The organism is Flavobacteriales bacterium (assembly GCA_025210295.1).
Lineage (GTDB): Bacteria > Bacteroidota > Bacteroidia > Flavobacteriales_D > Parvicellaceae > S010-51.
In genome coordinates this window covers 59,839-80,163 of record JAOASC010000002.1, presented here as the reverse complement: position 1 = coordinate 80,163, position 20,325 = coordinate 59,839, and the positions used below count along the sequence as shown (strand labels likewise).

Here is a 20,325-nt window from a genome sequence, read left to right as displayed (position 1 = left end):
AAAAAAGAGATGCCCCCAGCTAAAACACTTGTACCTCTAATTCTTTTCACTATTGTTATTCTCTGCTTGAATGCTTGCTATGTTGGACGTTTTTTCACTTTAAACATTGCTGACATCAACGACTATCAACACTTCCCTAGCCTACCAATTCAGAAGGGTGATTCTACCTTTCTTTTTAGTCAAGCAACACCTAAAAAAATAACATCCACCATTAAAATAAAAGAAAAAAATTACCATTTTGAAAAAGGGCTAGAAAAATCAGGAACAAAAGCCTTTATCATCATTAGAAACGACAGTATTCTGTATGAAAAATTCTTTGACAACTACACCAAAAACACCCTACATTCTTCATTCTCTATTTCTAAATCTTTTGTCTCTGCATTAATAGGAATAGCAATAGATGAAGGCAAAATTAAAAGTGTAAAAGAACCTATCACCAACTATTTAGACTTCTTAAAAGACGAAAAATTCAAGAAAATTACCATTGAACATTTGCTAGACATGCACTCAGGAATAAAATTTTCTGAGCAATACTTTACTCCCTTTTCTAGCATTGCTAAATACTATTACACCAAAAACTTAAAAAAAGCATTACCCCAACTTAAAGTAGCCTCTTCACCTGGAGGAGATTTCAACTATCAGAGCATCAACACGCTATTGCTCACACAAATACTGGAAGTAGCTACTAAGGAAAAAGCAAATTACTATCTTCAAGAGAAAATATGGAAAAGAATTGGAATGGAAAACCAGGGAACCTGGTCTATTGATAGTAAAAAAAACCAAACCATCAAAGCTTTTTCACACCTTCAACTCACCCCTTACGACTATGCTCGTTTTGGAAGGTTATATCTAAACCAAGGAAACTGGGACAATGAACAGGTCATTTCTAAACAATGGGTCACTCAATCAACAACATTCGACACCCTAAAAAATAAGCTCATCTATTCCTACCAATGGTGGCACAATAGAACATTTGAATTTGTTGAAAAAGCAAAGCCTACCGATAAAATCAATTTCAGATATACAATTAAAAATAACCTAGGCGATGAACACGAAATACGAGTTACAGATAAAAATGATTATTATGCAGAAGGAATCTTAGGCCAATTTATCTACATCAACCCTGACAAAAAAATAATCATCGTACGACTAGGAAAAAAATATAGAGCAAATAATTGGCCTCTAGTATTTGAATCTATTAGTCGTCAACTCTAGCTCTTTTTCTTATAAGCAGCTTTTATTTCCATAAAATTTGTTAAGCAATATTTAGCTGAATAATTTTTGTTTACCTTTATTACGATGTTACCCCTTATCAAACTTCTATCAACTTCCCAAACTATTAATTTTTAGAAGTAATTCTATTAACATTGACCGTATTTTGGGCTGTAACATTTGTAACGTTTAAATTGCTAACAGTTAATACCTTTGTAAACAAATGGACAGAGATAAATTATTCAATATTGCTGTAGCATTGATTGCTTCAACAGGAATCTATTTTCTAGCAAACTATATTCCTATTTTAAACAGTGTAATGCTTGGTCTTTTAATTGGTATTGTTTTGGGAAACACTATTGCAATCCCTCAACCCCTTAGCAACAACTTAAAATATACAGGGTCTAAGCTCTTAGAAATATCTATAGTACTATTAGCCTTTGGAATTTCAGGATCTTCTTTAGTAGCCATGGGCATTCCCTTTCTTATTAAAATCATCATTGGAGTTCTATTGGTATTAGCAACAGCTATGCTGCTACACAAACTATTAAAGTGTAAAGGTTCTACAGGACTACTTACTGGTTTTGGTACTGCAATATGCGGATCTTCTGCTATTGCAGCAGCATCTCCTGTTATTTCAGAAGACAAAGAAGACGCCGGAATTGCCATTGCTGTTGTCAACTTAATCGGAGCACTAGGAACTTTTATATTACCTGCTGTTTTAGCTTATATTGATATTGACGATAGTCAGAAAGGGTTTCTAATCGGGGGGACACTTCATGCTGTTGGGAACGTAGCTGGAGCCGGCTATGCCATGAATGACCACATTGGAGAAACTGCCATTGCTGTTAAAATGGTAAGAGTTGCCTTATTATCTCCTATGGTTATTTTATACAGTTATTTTGTAAACCGAGAAAAAGGGAAAGAAACCTCTTTTAAACTCCCTCTATATCTATGGCTATTTATTGGAATCACAGCACTTACGCTATTCATTGACTTCCCTAAAGATATCATCTACTATTTAAAAATTGTAGGAAAAATATTCCTTACTGCTGCTATGCTTGCGATTGGACTTCGATTAAGCCTTAAACGTTTATTTCAGTCTGGGAAATCAGCTTTTATCTATGGAATCATTCTTTTTGCATTACAACTCGTCATCTATACTGCTTTGATTTTAATCTAAACAAAGACACATTCGTTCGATAACATTGGTTTATTAACAAAAATTACAAGGAAATTTTACATTATTCTTTTTTAGTTTCCTTTCTTGCAACAAAAACAATAATGCTTTGTAAGAAATGAGGCAATTTCTGACACAACACCTTTCATTGAGGCTCAAACTTTTTTACAGAAATTTTGAACTCGGCTTATTATTTTGGGTTATACCTGCCATAACAATAAGCGGCATTACCTATGCGCTCATCTACCTTAATGATTTTTTCCACGAAAGACCAGTTCATCTTTTATTAGGAAACATATCCATGCTAATATGGATACATGCTAAACGTAAAGATGGCGCTTTCCTAAAAAATTCACTTACCAAAAGTCAAGTACAAACAATCTATTACGCTGAGTATTCCTTACTTTCTTTTCCTTTTTTAATCTTAGCTCTCGGATGTAACAACTGGATTCATTTAGGTATATTTTTAGTTATACTAGGGGTTTCTTTCCTTTCTCTTTCTTCCAATCACAACTCCAAGCCCCTTAGCCTTTTCAAAAAACACAACATTGAATGGAACAGCGGATCGAGGCTCTACGGAATAGCTCCTTTACTAGCAGGGGGAATTTATATCGCTTCATTTTTTCTATCAACTACAGTCTACCTCAACCTCTTCTTATTGGGCTTAGTTATACTTAGCTCCTCTTCATTTCTTTCTATAGAAGAAAAACCGGATTGGATTCGTATTTTTGATTGCACACCTCAACAATTCCTAGCTCAAAAGACTAAGCTTTACTTTACTCCATTGCTGAACCTTACCCTTATTACTACTATTCCCATGATAATCATAGCACACCATCATTGGCCTCTAATTTTACTAATCGCAACGCAAGGTTTATTTTACAACCTCAATACAGTATTAGGAAAATATGCTAATTACCAGAACGAGGCTGGAAAAATCATTATAAGCATTGTAAAAATCATTTTTACATTAATCCCTTTTCTTCTCCCGCTAAATATTATTCTATCGATATTCTTATATCGTAAAGCTATCCAATCATTAAACCCTTATTTAAATGCTAACAATCAATAATTTAACCAAACGCTTTGGAGACAACACCCTATTTAAAAATGTAACTCTAACATTTGAACAAGGGAAAATCATTGCTGTAATTGGCAAAAACGGGGCTGGAAAAACAACTTTTTTCAATACTATCACCAAAACAGACAACAACTTTGAAGGTCAACTGCTATACCATAAAAAGCCTTATCAAAAAATAAATGATCTAGGCTATGTTCCAGCTGAACTATACTTCTATCCTAAAATCACAGGGATGGAGTATTTAAACTACTTTCTCTTCTCCAGAAACCTTACAAACAACGGTAAAATTGAACACTGGAACCAACTTTTCCAGCTCCCCCTACAAAGCTTTGTGGACTCCTACTCTACAGGTATGAAGAAGAAGTTAGCGCTTTTGGGAGTACTAATTCAAAACAATAACATTTTTATTTTTGATGAACCTTATAATGGGTTAGACATTGAAAGTTGCTTACTGTTAGACAAGATCATCCTTAAGCTCAAAGAGAACAATAAACTAGTTATTATTTCTTCTCATATACTTTCTTCTCTCTATGAAATTAGCGACCAAATTTTATTAATACAAGACCAAAAAATTGAAGCTTTTACCGACAAAAAAGAATTTAAACAACTAAACAATTTATTAATCGATAAAGATATTGAGTTGACTATTGATGGAATGATTAATTAACGCTACCTATAATTATAAAATCTCCCTATCATTACTTTTAAATTTTCAAATTCAGAATCAATAATTTTTTGTTCTGGTACTTGAAATAAGCCAATACTTCTTTTTTCATCTCTATCCATCATAACATGATGCAAATCATCAAATGCATGATCTGTAATTAAGGCTATACACGATACTTTATATTTTTTTGGAAGCTCCTTTAACAACAAAGGCACAAAAGAGTTTTTCTTAGTCATATGATCTCTACCCATTATAAAAATAGATTTATTAAGCCCCTCCTCTTTCTCTACATCCAACATCAACTTTGCAAAACTTTGATCTCTAGTCTTTAAGTCAGGCTGTATTGGATTATTGATTATTTTAATAAAAGCATCAACATTAACACCTAATATTGAATCATATTCCTCTTTATGTGTTGAATAGGAGCTTTTAACACGTTCTAATATCACATCCATTTCTGCCCTTTGTTTCTTTATCGCTTTAATTCCTTTTCCTTTTAACATTCTGAGTCTTTTGATGTCTTTATGAATATCATAGCCAGGTATTTTTTTATTATGAAACCAAACAGAAAAAAGATTTGCTACTACTTTAGGTCTTTCAAAATCGAATCCTTTAAAAACGATAGCGTTAGTCGTATCCAATCGTTTCATCTCATAGATAAAATTTAATTGTTGATGATCCTTTCTCACTTCTTTTAATAACGAATCGTTGCCTGTTCTAAAAAAGAGATTATAAACTTCTGCTTCTGCATTACCACCCTCAATAAAAACAGTAAAAAAATCTTTATTTATCAATTCTTTAAGCACAGTTAATTCCATGTCCAGGGCTCCTTTATCAAAATGAAACTCTCCAATCATAACAATGCTATTATCATTAAAATCAAATTGATTAAAACAACGATAAAACGATGCTGAATCCACCAAAGATTGAGCACTTATTTTTAAACCAAACAAAATCAATAAAACAAAAAATATACTTCTTTTCATTGTAACTCAACTCTTCTTTAATTCTATTCTAAAAGTAGTTCCTTTATCTGTTGACTTAAGCACATTTATTTTCCCTTTGTGATGCTCTTCCACAATTCTTTTTGCTAAAGATAAGCCTAATCCCCACCCTCTTTTTTTAGTTGTAAACCCTGGTTCAAAGACTGTTTTCAACTTTGTAGCAGGAATTCCTTTTCCTGTATCAGCTACATCTAACACTATTTGGCCTTCATCTTCTTTTACGAGATAATGTATACTACCAACCCCCTCCATTGCATCAACAGCATTTTTGGTTAAATTCTCTATTACCCATTCAAACAAAGGGATGTTTAACCTTGTATTTAGCTCTTTATTTTCGCAAACTAAGCTAAAGCTCACCTTTTTGGAGACCCGTGTTTGTAAATAAGCAACACTTTTTTCCAATACACTATAAAAGTTTGCCTCTTCTAATTTTGTTTCAGAGCCAATTTTAGAAAAGCGGTCTGTAACGGTATTTAAACGATGAATATCTTTATCCATTTCTTGTAAAGAAGACTCATCTACTCCTTGGACTCTTAACAACTCAATCCACGCCATAAGAGAAGAAAGTGGAGTACCTAATTGATGTGCCGTTTCTTTTGCCATTCCCACCCATACTTGATTTTGTTCTGCTCTACGGAAAGTACTAAATAAAAAATAAGCTACAACTAAAAAAATTCCTATTGCTACCAACATTGCTACAGGAAAAAAACGCAACTGCTTCAATGTTAATGACTCTAAAAAGTAAACCCTACCTATATTATCATCTGTTAGTGCAACTTCAATTGGTTTATTTTCTGCTGCCATTTTTAGTTTTAAACGTTCTATCCCTCCGTAAGATTGGATTTCTTCATTGGATAGATTAGCAGCTATTAATTCATTTGTTGAATCAGCTACAAAAACAACAGGAACTAGCGCTGTATTTTCTACCAAGTCTTTGTTAAAAGCTGTAATCAACTCATTTCTTCGTTTTTGTAATTCAAAATACTTTTGGGAATTGGTATAATATATTTTTTGAGAATTGTTGCCTGCAAAAGTAATTTCAATTGGCTGATTTTCTTGTTCCCATTGTTGAATTAATAGCAATAACGAATCATCACTTTGTGTACTCAAATTCGCCGTTGTTATTGGAACATTCTCATTATCCGTTAGAATCAAAGGAATGCTTTTATTATTTTGAATGATTGACAGCGCAAAACTATAATCAGACAGCTCTTTTTGCATTTCTTCCGTTGCCTTAAGCCATAGTTCAACCTTTTTACGTTCTTGCTCCGCCAACTCTTGAAACGCCTCATTAGTTACTCGTACCAAATCTGCTTTTTTTCGAATAGCTTCACTCCACAACTTTACTTTTTGCCGTTCTTCTTGCTGAACTTTTCTCGCAATAGCACTTGAATACCAAAGCGTTACTCCCACAATTAATACGGCGAAAGCAACTAAAACTAATTTCCAACGTTGTTTTTTTGAATATAGGTTCATGAAATCTAAACTATAAAGATAACGTAGAATTATTGACTTTATTCTCTTATATATTCTCCATAAAACAACAATAGAGATGCTTGCTGATACAGTTTTGGATCATTCGGTTCGATTTGTATTCCAATATTATCACCTCCATTACTAATTAACTCTCCTTTTGCTGTCCACTTTACCTCCCCTAAAAAATCATCTTCGAAATCCAAAGCACCATCATCTTCCAACTGCCCCAACTTTGTTTTTTTATGATCTAAAATGGTATTTGAATCATCTAAAGTAAGAACCACCTTAGCATCAACTCCTAGCACTTTATTCTCCGAGAAAGCTCCTATTTTATTCCCGTTCTGAAACAGCTCTCCTTTTGCATTCACAGCTAACTTCACATTATGCTCTTTAATTGTAATCGAAAATGGATGATAACTTGACTCCTCTTTAGCTGATTGACATGCGGTAAGAACTAAGAAAAGAAACAAGACTTGAATAAAAACTTTCATAACATAACATTTTAATGGTTTAGTGACCTTACGTACACCTTGTTTCCTCTGTTTCTTTTTTAACATTTTTTCGCACTACTTTTCTAGCAGCACAATTTCAATTCTTCGATTCAGGTCTCTTCCCCAACGATAAGTATTGGGAGCCACTGGATTTTCATCACCACAACCAGAATAAAACAAACGCTCTGGATCAATGCCTTTTTCTACTAAACGTTCGTACACAGCCTTAGCCCTATTGATAGAAAGTGTAATATTTTTTTCTGGGATCCCCGACTTATCGGTATACCCTGTAACTTCGATCTTAATTGTTTTATTGTACTTTAATATTTCCGCTAGAGAATCCACCTGCACTGCATTGGTATCATTGATTGTATACATATTAGGTTCAAACACGACATAATTCAACAGCAAAGACTCTCCTATTTTCTTATCAAACAAATCTTTCAAACTTGTTTTCAACTTATTTTCATAAGGGTCTACTTTTTCTACTGGTTCTTCATCAACTAATTTATCAGAAGATTCAACTTTTTTATCTAAAACTTTTACTTCAATCCTTCTATTTGCGGCTCTTCCATCTTTTGTTCTATTGGTATATGCCGGCTTAGCAGAACCATATCCTTTATAAACTAAACTAGCAGGACTCACACCTTTTCGAACTAAATAATCATAAACATACTTTGCTCTATTCTTTGATAATACCTTATTGGTAGCTTCATTTCCAGAACGATCGGTATGCCCCCCAATTTCTAGTTTTAAATCGGGGCTTTTTTGTAGTGCTTTTAATATGTTTTGTAAATCTTTATTTCCATCGGGATTCGACAAGGTTGTCTTATTGGGTAAGAACTTCACTTTATCTAAAATCAATACCGTATTAATAGGTATTGCTTCTGGAACAATCACCAAATGTTCTATACTAATATGTAATTGACTTTTATCTATAACTTTTGGCATTGGAGGGCAGATGTTATTTTTCAACGAATCATACAACATAAACTTCGAGTAAGGTTTAAAATTTTTGATTCGGTCACGAATTTTATTGTATCGAGGACTTGTATTTGCTCCATCTGTTCCTAAATCCCAATAGGCAACAGCATCCAAGTCACTCATTCCACAAAACTGCTTTAAAATAACAGCAGAGATAAATCCTGAAGCATGCCAACCGTTCCAACAATGCAGATAAACGGGGCCTATAGAACTATCTTTCGCACTATTGTATACAATTTCTAGCATATCATGAATGTGTTGATCATCAAAGTAATCAAACTGGTCATACTGAAGAATATTACGACTATCGTTAACACATTTACAAGTATCTACAACTGGGGCTGTTTCCCAGTTTTTACGATATAAATAAACGGAATGAGAAAACCCTTCTTTACATAAGTTATTGACACCATCATTAGGCAAAGGGTTACTATTTTTTCGTTTTGCTGTTTTATGATAATAATTATTCGCTCCTCCTCTATAGGCTACACCATGAAGTATTGGGCGCATGTTCCTTGTACCATATAAACTATCAAAACCATTCCCCCAGTTATCTACAATTTTATACATTAGATCGGTCTCAACATATCTACTTTTATAATAATCGTAATCTAAGATAAACTTAGGATCTGTATAATTATCCGTTGAATCTTGTGCCCAATAACTGGTCATCAAAACAATACTTATTATGCTATATGCTATAAACTTCATGTATTATTACTTTGCAAAAAGAATACCTTTTTTGGCTTTTAAGTGCCTATCTATACAAAAATAAGATAGTAAGCTTGCATATCTTTAGCCAAACAGATTACTTATTAACATTGATTTTGTAATACATTTTTTAACACTTATAAGCTTCCTTTTTTTATACCTTTACACCATAATTATTTAAACAAAAGGAAATGAATCAAAACAGACCACCAGAAATAGACACCGACAAAATCAAAAAAGTTGTCATTCCCATTATTTTATTAATCATCACTATCGTTTTTGTGATTAAAAGCTCTATCACTATAAAAGCTGGTGAAGCAGGAGTATTATTCCAAACTTTTGGAGGAGGGGTTAAAACCGACAAAACTTATGATGAGGGATTTCATATTATAGCACCATGGAACAAAATGGTTGTTTACCCGACAAGACAGCAAGAAGTATTAGAAACAATGGGAGTTTTATCTTCTAACGGACTAGATATTACCGTTGAGGTTTCTACATGGTTCCAATTAGAACAGGCTTCAATACCATCATTACACAAAGAAAAAGGTAGAGGTTATTTAGAGAACATTGTTAAACCAGCAATCCGTTCTGCAACCAGAAGCGTAATTGGACGTTATACTCCTGAAGAAATATACTCTTCAAAAAGAGATGTTATTCAATCTGAAATCTTTGAAGAAACTCAAAACATTTTGACTAAACAATATGTTCAAACCAATGAAGTTTTAGTAAGAGATATTACTTTACCTCCTACGATTAAAGGGGCTATTGAAAATAAATTGAAACAAGAACAAGAATCTTTAGAATACGAGTTTAAACTCCAAAAAGAACAAAAAGAGGCGCAAAGAATTAAAATTGCAGCAGAAGGAAAAGCAGAAGCGAACAGAATTCTTAATGCTTCACTTACCACTAACATCCTTAGAGAGAAAGGAATAGAAGCTACACTCGAGCTTTCTAAATCACCAAACAGTAAAGTTGTTGTGATTGGAAATCAAGATGGAATGCCATTAATTTTAGGTAATGAATAATATTTTTTTAAAAATTGTTTGGAGAAAGAAATAAAGTTATTATCTTTGCCGACCAATAAGGTTGGTACCTTAGCTCAGTTGGTAGAGCACAGGACTGAAAATCCTGGTGTCCCTGGTTCGATCCCTGGAGGTACCACACTAACAAAAAGGCTTTACATCATGTAAAGCCTTTTTTGTTTTTAATCCTTTCTAAAACTTATTACCTTAGCTTATATGCTTCTTAAAAGATCTTTCTTTTTTATCTCCATTCTCTTGGCGTACATCAATTATGCGCAGATAGAAAGAGGCACTATTCTACCCTACACGAACGTTAACATTCAACAGTTTTATGACAACAACTATCTCAACATAGAAAAAGTCAGACAATTAACCAACTTTCTTACTGATGCTAACATCCAAACTTACAAAGGAGATACACTTCCTAAAAGAAAGAAAGCTTTTATACGACACATCAAACACTTAAGTGAAAAAATAGAATACGACTATTTCAATTCTACTGCACATAATACTGATCAAGAAGAAATTTTAAGTGAATTATTATTATTTAAACACTCCCTAATACATAAAACCAAAAATAAAGCACACCCCAAAGTTAGGTTAAGCGAAAAAATAAAAATGGTTTTCAATACTTTCACTAGTAAACAAAGGTTAAAGGTTAGGATTCCATCTTACACCTCTCCTACTGATTCTATTGTTGAATCGCCTTATTGGCACTTACCAGTTTCAACGCAACCTCTACATAAACAATTTGCCTATTTAGCCAGACAAAAAAAAATCAAACACCAAAAAAACATTGTTGTCATTTTTAAAAGCCTTAGTCTTAGCGGATCGGCCCCTAAAGTAAACACTTATGATTTAGACTTAGATAACGAATGGTCGTTAAAGTGGGGAGATGAAATTCATACAGATATTGTAGGCTCTAGAATTTTTGCTGCATTAGGATATGATGTTGACCATCCTTATTTCTACGAAAAAGAGAAACTTACATTAATCTTTGACGACTTTTCTGAAGTTCACAATAAACAGGAACTACAAACAGCGATAAAAGACATTTACAACATTGATCTTCTTCCTTTTATCTACCAACACGGAACAGTCACCCCAGCCATGGCTGTTGACAACCCCAACCTACCCCCTTTTATTGGAAAACAATTTGTTCAGTTTATAAAATGTGCCATTGAAGCTCGACCGGATAGGGTAAAACGAATTGGTAGTTTTGTACCAGAACTCAATACTGAACGAAAAGAGTTAAGAGCAGCATTATTGGCCCATCAATTTATAGGAAATTGGGACACCAGAAAAGAAAACACACTACTCACAACAGTACACAACGGTAATTATCAATACCAAGTTTCTGCTGTATTTTCTGATTTAGGCACAAGTTTAGGTGTTTACAACAACTATTTACCTCCCGACTTCAAAGTGGGATTGGTTAATCAACTTCCATGGGAAGCTGTCAAGAAAAAGGGGCAAAAAATTAGCTTTACCAATAAGGTCAATGCTGTACTTTCACCATACAAAGAAGCAACCTATGAAGATTTATTATGGATGGCTAAACGAATAGCCCAACTCAACGAACAAGACTTAAAAATGATCATTAAAAAAGCACACTGGCCTACTCCAATTGCTACGCTTTACTTTCATAAACTAGCTTCCAGAAGAGCTTCAATATTGAACGCGTTTAACCTCACAGACCCTCACCCTATTGTTTTTGACAAAGCAATCACAATTATCAAAAAAGAAAAAACCATTGTCAAAAATGGTGTGCTTTTATCGGATTATAAACCTCGAAAGAATCCGGAAAGTTTTTATAGAAAAAAAGGACGTTTACGCAATTATGGTCATTAAAATTATTGTCGGCATATTATTTCTCATAATTATTACACTTAATTATGGGCAAACAGAAAATCAATTAAAGTTTAGCATTGACGCTGCTGAACAATTTAAAACGTTTATCACCTCTTCTCCTCAAATTGGAAACCTCAATAGCTTTTATCACTCAAAGAATACTTATTCAGATATTTATTTAGATACTCCTGACAGTTTAATTTTTAAAAACAACCTTTCCTTAAGAATTAGAAAAAGGGTTTTTGACGATTCCATAAGCACCACAACTTTTTCTCTTCAGTTAAAAAACGAAATGAATGAATTTAACAGTATTAGAATGGAAGTTGAAGAACCTGAACTGGATTTTTATCACCTCAATATAGATGGTCAAAAAACACCAATTATCGAATTAATAGAAACCGTTTTTAATCATTTTGAACAAACTCCTTTTCTGCCTCAAAGTGAACCAACCAAAAACGCCATTTTTTATCTAGAAAAATGGATTCAAATGAAAGCGAATGCTCCCATTGCTCCTTTTCAAAAACTACGAAGCCTTCCTTTTGTTGGATCCAAAGCTATTAGCAACCTTAGATTATTTACTTGTGGTTCATCCACCAGGTATCGCAGTCACATATATGCACCACACACCACCACTTTACAACTTGGAATCTCTAATAATAAAATCAAACGAGACAAAACACCTTCATTCTTTATCAAAAATCCATCAGCCAACTGGCTATTAGAAACCTCTTTAGATATTGCCCATTTTTACGCTATCAACCATCAGCCAACTCAAGAAATTACTATTATTGAATACGAAGTTGAACAAAAACACCATGACACTTCTCTTTCTCCCCTCATTTTTAAAACCTTTCAATCAGAAATGAAAACGCTTTTTGATTTAAAGCCTAAATTCAACTCTAAATACAGACAAATGCTTCTTTTTTTTAGCGCCCAATAGTTATGTTAAATAAAATCGCTTCTTTTTTATTCCAACATCGAACTCCATTCTTCTGGGGGGTACTGCTGACTTTGGCTTTAATGATTTCATTTATCAAAATCCCTAAAATAGACGGACAACTTACAGGGTTTGATTTAGAAAACAGCTCTTACTATCAAGCAGGAAAAAAAATGGGCGAAATTTTTAACATCAATGATTTTATTGAAGTAAAAGTTGTGGTAAAAGACACCTCTACCCAAACGATTTTCCATTCCTTATCTCAAATAGAAGAAGAACTTACAACTGCTTTTAAAGGACTAAAAGTAAATTCACTACATCAAGCTAAGCGCTTATTTAAAACAGACCTTAAAAATGACTCTTCTATTTTTAATACTATAAAAAAATCCACTCACATCCCCATTGTAGACCAATTAATCAGCAGAGATCAACAATCTTTTTTAATGCTTGTATTACTTGACTCTAGTCACAATTTCGAACTGGAACAATTCAATAAAATAATACAACAAAAACAACCAGGAATCGAACGCCTTGTACCTGTTAGCCACTTTCACATAGAATCGGAAATTGAAAAAACACTAACTGCCGATGTCATTCTTTTATCGGGATTAATTCTTACTTTATTCTCCCTATTAATTTATTACATCTACAGAGACTTTTTGGCTTTGTTGTATGTTTTGATCATTATCTTAATTTCACTCATCCCAGCCATTTTCTTTTTTACACTTTTAGACATCCCAATTAACTTAATTTCAGCACTCATTATTCCTGTAGTTTTAATTTTATCACTAGCAGATTCAATTCATCTGCTCACAGGCTATTACCAATCCAATCTAACAAACTCAGAACTAAAAATCAAACAAAGTATTACCACTTATATCCTCCCTTCTTTTTTTACTTCTTTAACAACGACTTTCGCCTTTTTCTCTTTTGTGTTTAACGACTCTGAAAGTATTAAAGAATTTGGTTTAATCATCGCCTTTTCAATTGGCTGTTCCTTCATCTTTACTTATGCCATCTCCCCAACTTTATTACTAAAAATAACTCCCCAACCTTTACCTCAAAAGCAACTGATTAGCTCCATACTTATTTCACTTAAAAAACACAGAAAACCTATCTCCTATGTCTTAATCCTTATTGGTTTGATAGCAGCTCCATTGTTTACTCAACTTAATTTTAAAACAGACTTTACAGCATTTATTCCCAAAAACTCTGAAGCCCTTAAAAACAGAAATGAACTCTTGAACGACTTTGACTCTCAACTTTCATTATCTATTTTATTGGAGAAAAAAAATAAAACCGCATCGTTAAAAACAACTGAAACCTCCATTATCTCTCTTGTTGAAGATTTAAAGTCCATTGAATATATCGCCAACATTAAATCCATTAAGGATCAAACAGATTTTAAAAAGAAGTTTGGAGCCCTGAGCAGCTTTATTAAATTCCCCAATAAAAACAACCCTTATAGAAATGCCGACAGGACTGCCTACATGATTGACCTTCGATATAAAGACATGGACAAAATCGAACAATCAACACTAGAAATTGAACAAATTTTGAAAAAATACCATCATAACTTTGAGCATACATTATTTAGCAAAGCTCTTCTTGTGGATGAAATCAATAAAAATATCTCAACGTCACTTTTTAGATCATTGGGTTTTTCTTTTCTATTAATTTTCTTATCCATACTATTGCTGACCAAAGACCTAAAAACAACACTGATTAGCTTGTTAGTAAACCTAATTCCTCTTTCATTTATTTCATTAATTTTTTATTTAGGGAATTTAGATTTAGATATTTTAACTGCGATTACATCGGTTATTTGTTTAGGAGTAATTGTCGATGACACCATCCACATCATTTATCAAAAAACTATTTTAAAGCAAAGCAAAAACGAGTTAGGCTTTGGAATCTTATCCACTTCTTTAGTCTTAATCGTTGGCTTTTTATGTTTTAGTATTAGTCGATTTATCCCCTCTCAAATCTTTGGAATTGTTTCGGCGTTAATCTTCTTTTTTACAGTACTAGCCGATTTAACTTTACTTCCTTACTTGATCGATAAATTCATTAAAAAATCTAGTGACGAATCATAGCCAACAAAGCATCCTTAAAAGAGGAAAAACCTCTTTTCCATTCTACAAAGCTGATATACGCCATTACTATTAAAACTACAACTCCCCATACATAATAGAAGAAAGGCAATTGATCAATCCCCTCATAATTGGTAAAAAATCCCCAAATGAACATACTCACTGTTTTTATAAAAACAGTAATCCACATTCCTAGATGTAAATTTGATTCATAGGGAGTACAACGATCAGTATGAAAATGCAACTCATCAATAAACTCATGTGTTAGTCTAACAACTAGAGCCGCTATAAAAAAAGGCAAAACTTCTATATCCCACCAATACATTATCACTAAAGACAACTCCATAAAACCAGAAGCAATTAGAATATTGCGATGTGTTTGAAGCTCTTTATCGGTGATATCTATTTCTACCAAACGCTTATGAGTAACCGCATCTAACCCCCACAATAAGGAGAAGATGGTAGCTGAAGTTAAGATTAAAAAAGCCCAATATTCAAAACTTATATTTTCTATCATACCCATAGTTTATCTACCATAACGACTAAAAGAATCACCACACAAGTCATCAAATTGAATAACTGTCCCCAAAATTTTGAGAAAGGCTGTTTACTTAGCATCATTAAATTTACAGCTCGCCAAATTACAACAGCTGTAGTCATAACAAAAAAATCAGCAGTGTAATCTCCCCAAAATACAACAGAAAAAGATAATAAATTAAACCAATGCATTGACCAAATGGTTTTCTTCACTCCTAATACTACTGGAAAACTTTTGACCTGTTGCTTCTCATCTTTCTCTCTATCTGGAACATCTCTTATCATACTGCCAATAAACACCTGAACGATGGTCAAAATAGTTAACTGAACAACAATACTAGAATCAAAAGAGCCACTACCTATAGGTATCAACGCTCCCCAAGCCAATCCTATTGCTAAATTTTTAAAGAAAAAAACATTCTTTAACCTAAAACTACAATTAGACCATTTAAAGTTAAATGAATATACAAAACCTAATATTCCTACAAAAGCAAACACTTGAAAACGAAACCAACTGACTAATTGGGCTCCAAAAATTATTAGTCCCAAAATACACAATGAATACAGCAAATAGAGTGGATTACTAAAAAACTGTTTCAGATTAAACTTTAAATCCTCATCATAGTCAATAACGTCATTGACCTTATAGACCCAAAAGACCCCTAAAACAGTAGCTCCCCCTAAAAACAACAAATCTTTCCAACCAGTTTCATTACCCACAACACTACCAGCTGCTAACAATGATAAAGCAGCTACAAAAAACAAAATATACTTTTGATTTTTCAATAAAATATCCTGAAAAGAAACCAACACCTCACTTTTTTTATTGTATAAAGCTAACATAAATGAAAGGAATCTTAATAGACTAGATCAACACTAAACTTAATATTTACCGACATAAAAACCCTCACAACAGACTAAGAAACAGAACCTTAGTTTTAAAAATTCTTATTTTAAAACCTCCAAGATAAAATCAACCCGTTCTTCAATTGTTCCTTTAGGAACTTCTACAAGTTTAAACCCAAGATTGGTATAAGCTTTTCTTAAGGCTTTATCTATATTCATTGCTTCTTCAACAGATTCCTTACGTTGCTCATCATTGGCAAAAATACCCTCCCAGAAAGGCATATAAAAGACTTGTTTTGAATACCCTGCTACTTTAGCACCTTCTCCATACCTACTTGGAGCTTCTTTTCCTGCAAACTCCATATAGCCTATCAAATCAACCATACTTCGATCTAAGAAACAAAAAGAATCGTCTTCAATAGTATCTAATAATGCTAACATTCTATTGTAAACCTCATCACTAAATGCCAACATATCAACCCAAGGTAACAAGTTATTATTCTTACCTTGATTTTCTTTGATAACCTGTCTAGCTATTTCATCATGGCAAACATACCCTCTTCGAACCAGCTCATTGACAACTGAAGATTTACCTGTACTCGGCGCTCCAGTAATTATAAAGTATTTTCCACCAATATCTACCATAACTGCTGACAAATATAAACTATATCTGTCAATTTAACCAGACCCTACAAAATAGTTCATTCTAAAACTGCCACTTAGACACTTCAATAAAACTAAACAGAAATTATAGTTAACCCTACAAATCTTAAAAAAACACCCCAAACCCCTTAAAAACAAAGAAAACCACAAAAAAAACACTTACAAACACCAACTATTAAAGTTTTTTGGTTCAATAATTGACCATGACCTATCAAACAATTAAAAACTTAAAATTTAACAGACCATGGATTTAATTAAAACATTAGCATACGCAGGATTAGGATTAACAGCAGAATCAAACGAAAAAATCAAAGAAAAGTTTGATGCATTAGTAGAGGCAGGAAAAAAAGCTGACAATGAGGGGAAAAACATTATTGGAGATTTCTTTAAAACAATAGATTCAACTAAGGAAGATTTTGAAGCTAATGTTGAAAAAAATAAAGAAAAACTATTTGAACAATTTCCAATATTAAAAGAATTAGAAGAGAAATTGAATCAAACTAAAGATGATGTAACTTCTAAATTCAACTCAACAAAAGAAGATTTAACCGAAAAGGCTAAAACAGTAAAAGAAGACATTACTAAAAAGGCTAAATCTGCTCAAGATGAAATTACAAACAAGGTAAAAGCAACAACTGAAGACCTTACACAAAAAGCTAAATCAGCGAAAGAAGAAATTGAAAACACTGTCAATAAAGTGACTAAAGTAAAGAAAGAGGAGAAATAAGCAATTTCACCTAATTGTAACAGAAAGGCCATTTGAATCTTCAAGTGGCCTTTTTTCGTTATTACTATTTTTTTCTTACTTATTTTCATTTTTTTTTAGCATCTTTATCACAATGATACGCCCAATAATAATATTTTTTTTGCTACTCATTGTTCAGGTTAATTTTGGACAAAACAAAAAAAGAATTGCCGAACTTGAACAAAAGCTAAAAACGGAACTACCCCAAGATAGAATTGCTGAAATTACCTTTGAACTATCAAAGTTATACGAGTCTTCTAAAGAACCTAATGATATTAATAAAGCTATTGAATATGCAAAAACAAGTATAGCGATTAGCAATAACATTAATTATACAACAAAAAAAATAAAAGCCATTCACCAACTGGGGCAATTGTACCGAAACATAGGTAATTACAAGCAGGCCTTAATTCACCATAATCAGGGACTAAATATTGCTAAAGAATATGCCAACCAAAAAGCCATTGCTACAGCGTATATAAATATAGGAAAGGTCTATGCTGCATCTAAAGAAGAAGATTTAGCAAAAGAAAACTTTCTAAACGCCATAAAAATTGGAGACAAAATCAAAAATCCATTAATAAAATCTATAGCCAACTCTTCTCTAGGGGATTTTAACAAGCAATTAAAAAAGGATAACATTTCGACACAGTACTATATCGAAGCTTTAGATAATATTCTTCAAACAGACAACATCTATATGCAAGGAATAGCCTACAAAAACGTAGGTATTATGCAAAGGCAAACGCATCAAAATGAAGCAAGTGTTGTTTCCTTAAAAAAGTCTTTACAAAAATTCGAAATCGTAAATGACAAAAAAGAGCTTTCTGAAATTAACTTTTTTCTTGGAGAGTATTATCAAGAAATTAAAGACTATGATAATGCTATTATCTACATGAAAAACAGTTTAGGATTTGCCGAATTGAGTGGACATCAAACGTTTATCAAAAAAGGATATGAAAACCTAGCCAATGTATATGAAAGAAATAACGATTTTAAAAATGCCTATAACTACCAAAAATATTATTGTGCAATAAAAGACACCAAGTTAATTTCTGAACTTGAAGCACAATTAGAAATAGAAAGAAAAAACGGTGAAATTGCGCTAATAAACCAACAGAGAAGAATTGAGCTAGAAGCAGAAAGAACAAGAACTTACATTCTCTTATTTATTGCCATTATTGTACTCATATTCAGTATCACTTTATATTATAACCTGCGTCAAAAAAACAAAATTAACAAAGACCTTGCTCTTGCCACCAAAGCAGCCAACAAGTCTAAACAAGAAAAAGAGGAATTCTTTACATTTACAAGTCATGAAATCAGGACTCCATTAAATGCTGTGGTAGGCATGACTCAATTGCTAGGAAAAACCAACCTCAATGAAACACAAACTAAATACCTGAAAACGATTAAATCTAGCGCCAACAACATTTTATTTTTGGTCAACGATGTCTTAGATTTAGCAAAGCTTGAAAAAGGCGCTATTAAACTCGAAAAAGTAAACACTTCCATCAGAGAAATAGTATTAGACCTCATCGATTCTCTAAGCTTTAAGACTCATGACAAAGAGGTCACGTTATCATATCACATTGATGAAAGCGTTCCCAACCACATCAAAGCTGATCCTCTTAGAATAAATCAGATATTGCTCAACCTTACTGACAATGCCTTGAAGTTTACTGAAAAAGGGACTGTTCAAGTGGATGTTAAACTTGTAGAAACAGACCAAGAGAGTGCTACCTTGCGTTTTACAGTAAAAGACACTGGAATAGGAATTAGCAATGAGAAAATAGAAAAAATATTCGAAAGTTATCAGCAAGCGAGCATCGACACCTCCAGGCATTATGGTGGAACTGGTCTAGGTTTAGCCATTACCAAACAACTGGTAGAATTAATGGGTAGTAAAATTGAAATCGAGAGTAAGGTCAACCATGGAACGACATTTAGTTTTACCATCAAATTTCCAAAAAGCGAAACAGAAATAGAAGAATTGGCCAATGACAGTGCTTCAGAGCAACTTAGCAATGTTTCGATACTTGCTGTTGATGATACTGACTTAAATCGCTCTATTTTTTATGATTTGGTTTATTCGAAAGAAAACAATGTAGAAGTTACACTTGCTGAAGATGGACAAAAAGCAATTGAACTGTCTCAACGCAAGAAATTTGATGTCATTATGATGGATTTACAAATGCCTGTTCTGAATGGCTTTGAAACCACTAAAAAACTAAGAGAAGACCATAGCAATCCCAATCAAAACACCCCAATTATTGCGATGACAGCTCATGTCATCGAAGGCGTTTCAACAAGATGTGATGAAGTTGGAATGAATGATTATATTTCCAAGCCAATCAACACAGCAATCCTTTTCAAAAAAATCAAACAATACATCAACGTTCCAACTTCAACAGAAAATAAAAACAACAGTTCTGAAAATACTTCTCTTGATCAACCAGTTGCTTTAAAAACCTCTCTAGTAGATCTATCTAGTTTATCTGAATTAGTAGGAGGCAACCCAACTAAAATCATCAAATACATTGACCTTTTCCTAAAAAACATCCCTCATGATTTTGCATTATTGAAAGAACAATTCTCAACGGAAAACTGGAGTGAATGTGCAAAAACAGCACATAAAATAAAAGGGAATGTAAGCTATATGGGAATACAGCCTGCCAAGGAACTTTTGATAGAGATTGAAAAATTAAAAAAAGAAGTTGGAGAAGTTGATAAAAATAGTGATATTGTGGACGAATTAGAGGAACTTCTAAATCAATCGATTGAAGACTTGAATTTAATAAAACAAAATCTAATCACTTGAA

At 32.9% G+C, this 20,325-nt stretch carries 17 protein-coding genes and 1 tRNA gene; 11 read left to right on the top strand and 7 right to left on the bottom strand.

Annotated features, from left to right (window positions below; translation table 11 throughout):
* Positions 1-9: 9 nt before the first annotated feature.
* The 4 genes from N4A35_00730 (at position 10) to N4A35_00715 (ending at position 4,140) form a co-directional block, all read left to right on the top strand.
* Positions 10-1,215, top strand: coding sequence for a beta-lactamase family protein (locus tag N4A35_00730; GenBank protein MCT4579913.1), 1,206 nt, complete (start codon positions 10-12; stop codon positions 1,213-1,215).
* A gap of 220 nt (positions 1,216-1,435) precedes the next feature.
* Positions 1,436-2,395, top strand: coding sequence for a putative sulfate exporter family transporter (locus N4A35_00725; GenBank protein MCT4579912.1), 960 nt, complete (start codon positions 1,436-1,438; stop codon positions 2,393-2,395).
* Positions 2,396-2,510: 115 nt separating this feature from the next.
* Positions 2,511-3,464 carry a hypothetical protein gene (locus tag N4A35_00720; GenBank protein MCT4579911.1) on the top strand — a complete coding sequence of 318 codons (954 nt, stop codon included), beginning with the start codon at positions 2,511-2,513 and terminating at the stop codon, positions 3,462-3,464.
* The gene (locus N4A35_00715) at positions 3,448-4,140 is read left to right on the top strand and encodes an ABC transporter ATP-binding protein (protein MCT4579910.1); all 693 of its coding nucleotides are present in this window, start codon (positions 3,448-3,450) and stop codon (positions 4,138-4,140) included. The genes N4A35_00720 and N4A35_00715 overlap by 17 nt, the downstream gene beginning before the upstream one ends.
* 2 nt (positions 4,141-4,142) lie before the next feature.
* Here N4A35_00715 and N4A35_00710 read toward each other — a convergent pair whose 3' ends face one another.
* The 4 genes from N4A35_00710 to N4A35_00695 all read right to left on the bottom strand — a co-directional run bounded on the left by N4A35_00710 (position 4,143) and on the right by N4A35_00695 (position 8,806).
* Entirely contained in the window at positions 4,143-5,126 is a 984-nt protein-coding gene (locus tag N4A35_00710; GenBank protein ID MCT4579909.1) for a hypothetical protein, read from the bottom strand.
* 6 nt (positions 5,127-5,132) lie between these two features.
* Positions 5,133-6,620: a HAMP domain-containing histidine kinase gene (locus N4A35_00705; protein ID MCT4579908.1), complete on the bottom strand. Its 1,488-nt coding sequence runs from the start codon at positions 6,618-6,620 to the stop codon at positions 5,133-5,135.
* 38 nt (positions 6,621-6,658) lie between these two features.
* The gene (locus N4A35_00700) at positions 6,659-7,111 is read right to left on the bottom strand and encodes a hypothetical protein (GenBank protein ID MCT4579907.1); all 453 of its coding nucleotides are present in this window, start codon (positions 7,109-7,111) and stop codon (positions 6,659-6,661) included.
* Positions 7,112-7,186: 75 nt separating this feature from the next.
* On the bottom strand, positions 7,187-8,806 hold the full coding sequence (locus N4A35_00695) for an OmpA family protein (protein MCT4579906.1): 1,620 nt from the start codon (positions 8,804-8,806) through the stop codon (positions 7,187-7,189).
* Between the two features lie 191 nt (positions 8,807-8,997).
* Between N4A35_00695 and N4A35_00690 the strand changes: the two genes are divergently transcribed.
* From N4A35_00690 to N4A35_00670, 5 genes are all read left to right on the top strand, one after another.
* Positions 8,998-9,834 carry a prohibitin family protein gene (locus tag N4A35_00690; protein ID MCT4579905.1) on the top strand — a complete coding sequence of 279 codons (837 nt, stop codon included), beginning with the start codon at positions 8,998-9,000 and terminating at the stop codon, positions 9,832-9,834.
* A gap of 63 nt (positions 9,835-9,897) precedes the next feature.
* Positions 9,898-9,970: transfer RNA gene (locus tag N4A35_00685), tRNA-Phe, on the top strand.
* 77 nt (positions 9,971-10,047) lie between these two features.
* The gene (locus N4A35_00680; protein ID MCT4579904.1) at positions 10,048-11,682 is read left to right on the top strand and encodes a hypothetical protein; all 1,635 of its coding nucleotides are present in this window, start codon (positions 10,048-10,050) and stop codon (positions 11,680-11,682) included.
* Positions 11,672-12,622 carry a hypothetical protein gene (locus N4A35_00675; GenBank protein ID MCT4579903.1) on the top strand — a complete coding sequence of 317 codons (951 nt, stop codon included), beginning with the start codon at positions 11,672-11,674 and terminating at the stop codon, positions 12,620-12,622. The genes N4A35_00680 and N4A35_00675 overlap by 11 nt, the downstream gene beginning before the upstream one ends.
* A gap of 2 nt (positions 12,623-12,624) precedes the next feature.
* The gene (locus N4A35_00670; protein ID MCT4579902.1) at positions 12,625-14,715 is read left to right on the top strand and encodes an MMPL family transporter; all 2,091 of its coding nucleotides are present in this window, start codon (positions 12,625-12,627) and stop codon (positions 14,713-14,715) included.
* Here the strand turns inward: N4A35_00670 and N4A35_00665 are convergent.
* The 3 genes from N4A35_00665 to N4A35_00655 all read right to left on the bottom strand — a co-directional run bounded on the left by N4A35_00665 (position 14,699) and on the right by N4A35_00655 (position 16,740).
* On the bottom strand, positions 14,699-15,229 hold the full coding sequence (locus N4A35_00665) for a hypothetical protein (GenBank protein MCT4579901.1): 531 nt from the start codon (positions 15,227-15,229) through the stop codon (positions 14,699-14,701). The genes N4A35_00670 and N4A35_00665 overlap by 17 nt on opposite strands.
* On the bottom strand, positions 15,226-16,092 hold the full coding sequence (locus N4A35_00660; GenBank protein MCT4579900.1) for a UbiA family prenyltransferase: 867 nt from the start codon (positions 16,090-16,092) through the stop codon (positions 15,226-15,228). Before N4A35_00660 ends, N4A35_00665 begins: the two co-directional genes overlap by 4 nt.
* 105 nt (positions 16,093-16,197) lie before the next feature.
* Entirely contained in the window at positions 16,198-16,740 is a 543-nt protein-coding gene (locus N4A35_00655; protein MCT4579899.1) for an AAA family ATPase, read from the bottom strand.
* 262 nt (positions 16,741-17,002) lie between these two features.
* Between N4A35_00655 and N4A35_00650 the strand changes: the two genes are divergently transcribed.
* Entirely contained in the window at positions 17,003-17,485 is a 483-nt protein-coding gene (locus tag N4A35_00650; protein MCT4579898.1) for an apolipoprotein A1/A4/E family protein, read from the top strand.
* Between the two features lie 139 nt (positions 17,486-17,624).
* Positions 17,625-20,324, top strand: coding sequence for an ATP-binding protein (locus tag N4A35_00645; GenBank protein ID MCT4579897.1), 2,700 nt, complete (start codon positions 17,625-17,627; stop codon positions 20,322-20,324).
* Position 20,325: the final 1 nt, after the last annotated feature.

Bases quoted from the DNA above. Each gene is read 5' to 3' on its own strand.
- N4A35_00730 (MCT4579913.1), top strand. From the start codon at position 10: ATGCCCCCAGCTAAAACACTTGTACCTCTAATTCTTTTCACTATTGTT.
- N4A35_00725 (MCT4579912.1), top strand. From the start codon at position 1,436: ATGGACAGAGATAAATTATTCAATATTGCTGTAGCATTGATTGCTTCA.
- N4A35_00720 (MCT4579911.1), top strand. From the start codon at position 2,511: ATGAGGCAATTTCTGACACAACACCTTTCATTGAGGCTCAAACTTTTT.
- N4A35_00715 (MCT4579910.1), top strand. From the start codon at position 3,448: ATGCTAACAATCAATAATTTAACCAAACGCTTTGGAGACAACACCCTA.
- N4A35_00710 (MCT4579909.1), bottom strand. From the start codon at position 5,126: ATGAAAAGAAGTATATTTTTTGTTTTATTGATTTTGTTTGGTTTAAAA.
- N4A35_00705 (MCT4579908.1), bottom strand. From the start codon at position 6,620: ATGAACCTATATTCAAAAAAACAACGTTGGAAATTAGTTTTAGTTGCT.
- N4A35_00700 (MCT4579907.1), bottom strand. From the start codon at position 7,111: ATGAAAGTTTTTATTCAAGTCTTGTTTCTTTTCTTAGTTCTTACCGCA.
- N4A35_00695 (MCT4579906.1), bottom strand. From the start codon at position 8,806: ATGAAGTTTATAGCATATAGCATAATAAGTATTGTTTTGATGACCAGT.
- N4A35_00690 (MCT4579905.1), top strand. From the start codon at position 8,998: ATGAATCAAAACAGACCACCAGAAATAGACACCGACAAAATCAAAAAA.
- N4A35_00680 (MCT4579904.1), top strand. From the start codon at position 10,048: ATGCTTCTTAAAAGATCTTTCTTTTTTATCTCCATTCTCTTGGCGTAC.
- N4A35_00675 (MCT4579903.1), top strand. From the start codon at position 11,672: ATGGTCATTAAAATTATTGTCGGCATATTATTTCTCATAATTATTACA.
- N4A35_00670 (MCT4579902.1), top strand. From the start codon at position 12,625: ATGTTAAATAAAATCGCTTCTTTTTTATTCCAACATCGAACTCCATTC.
- N4A35_00665 (MCT4579901.1), bottom strand. From the start codon at position 15,229: ATGATAGAAAATATAAGTTTTGAATATTGGGCTTTTTTAATCTTAACT.
- N4A35_00660 (MCT4579900.1), bottom strand. From the start codon at position 16,092: ATGTTAGCTTTATACAATAAAAAAAGTGAGGTGTTGGTTTCTTTTCAG.
- N4A35_00655 (MCT4579899.1), bottom strand. From the start codon at position 16,740: ATGGTAGATATTGGTGGAAAATACTTTATAATTACTGGAGCGCCGAGT.
- N4A35_00650 (MCT4579898.1), top strand. From the start codon at position 17,003: ATGGATTTAATTAAAACATTAGCATACGCAGGATTAGGATTAACAGCA.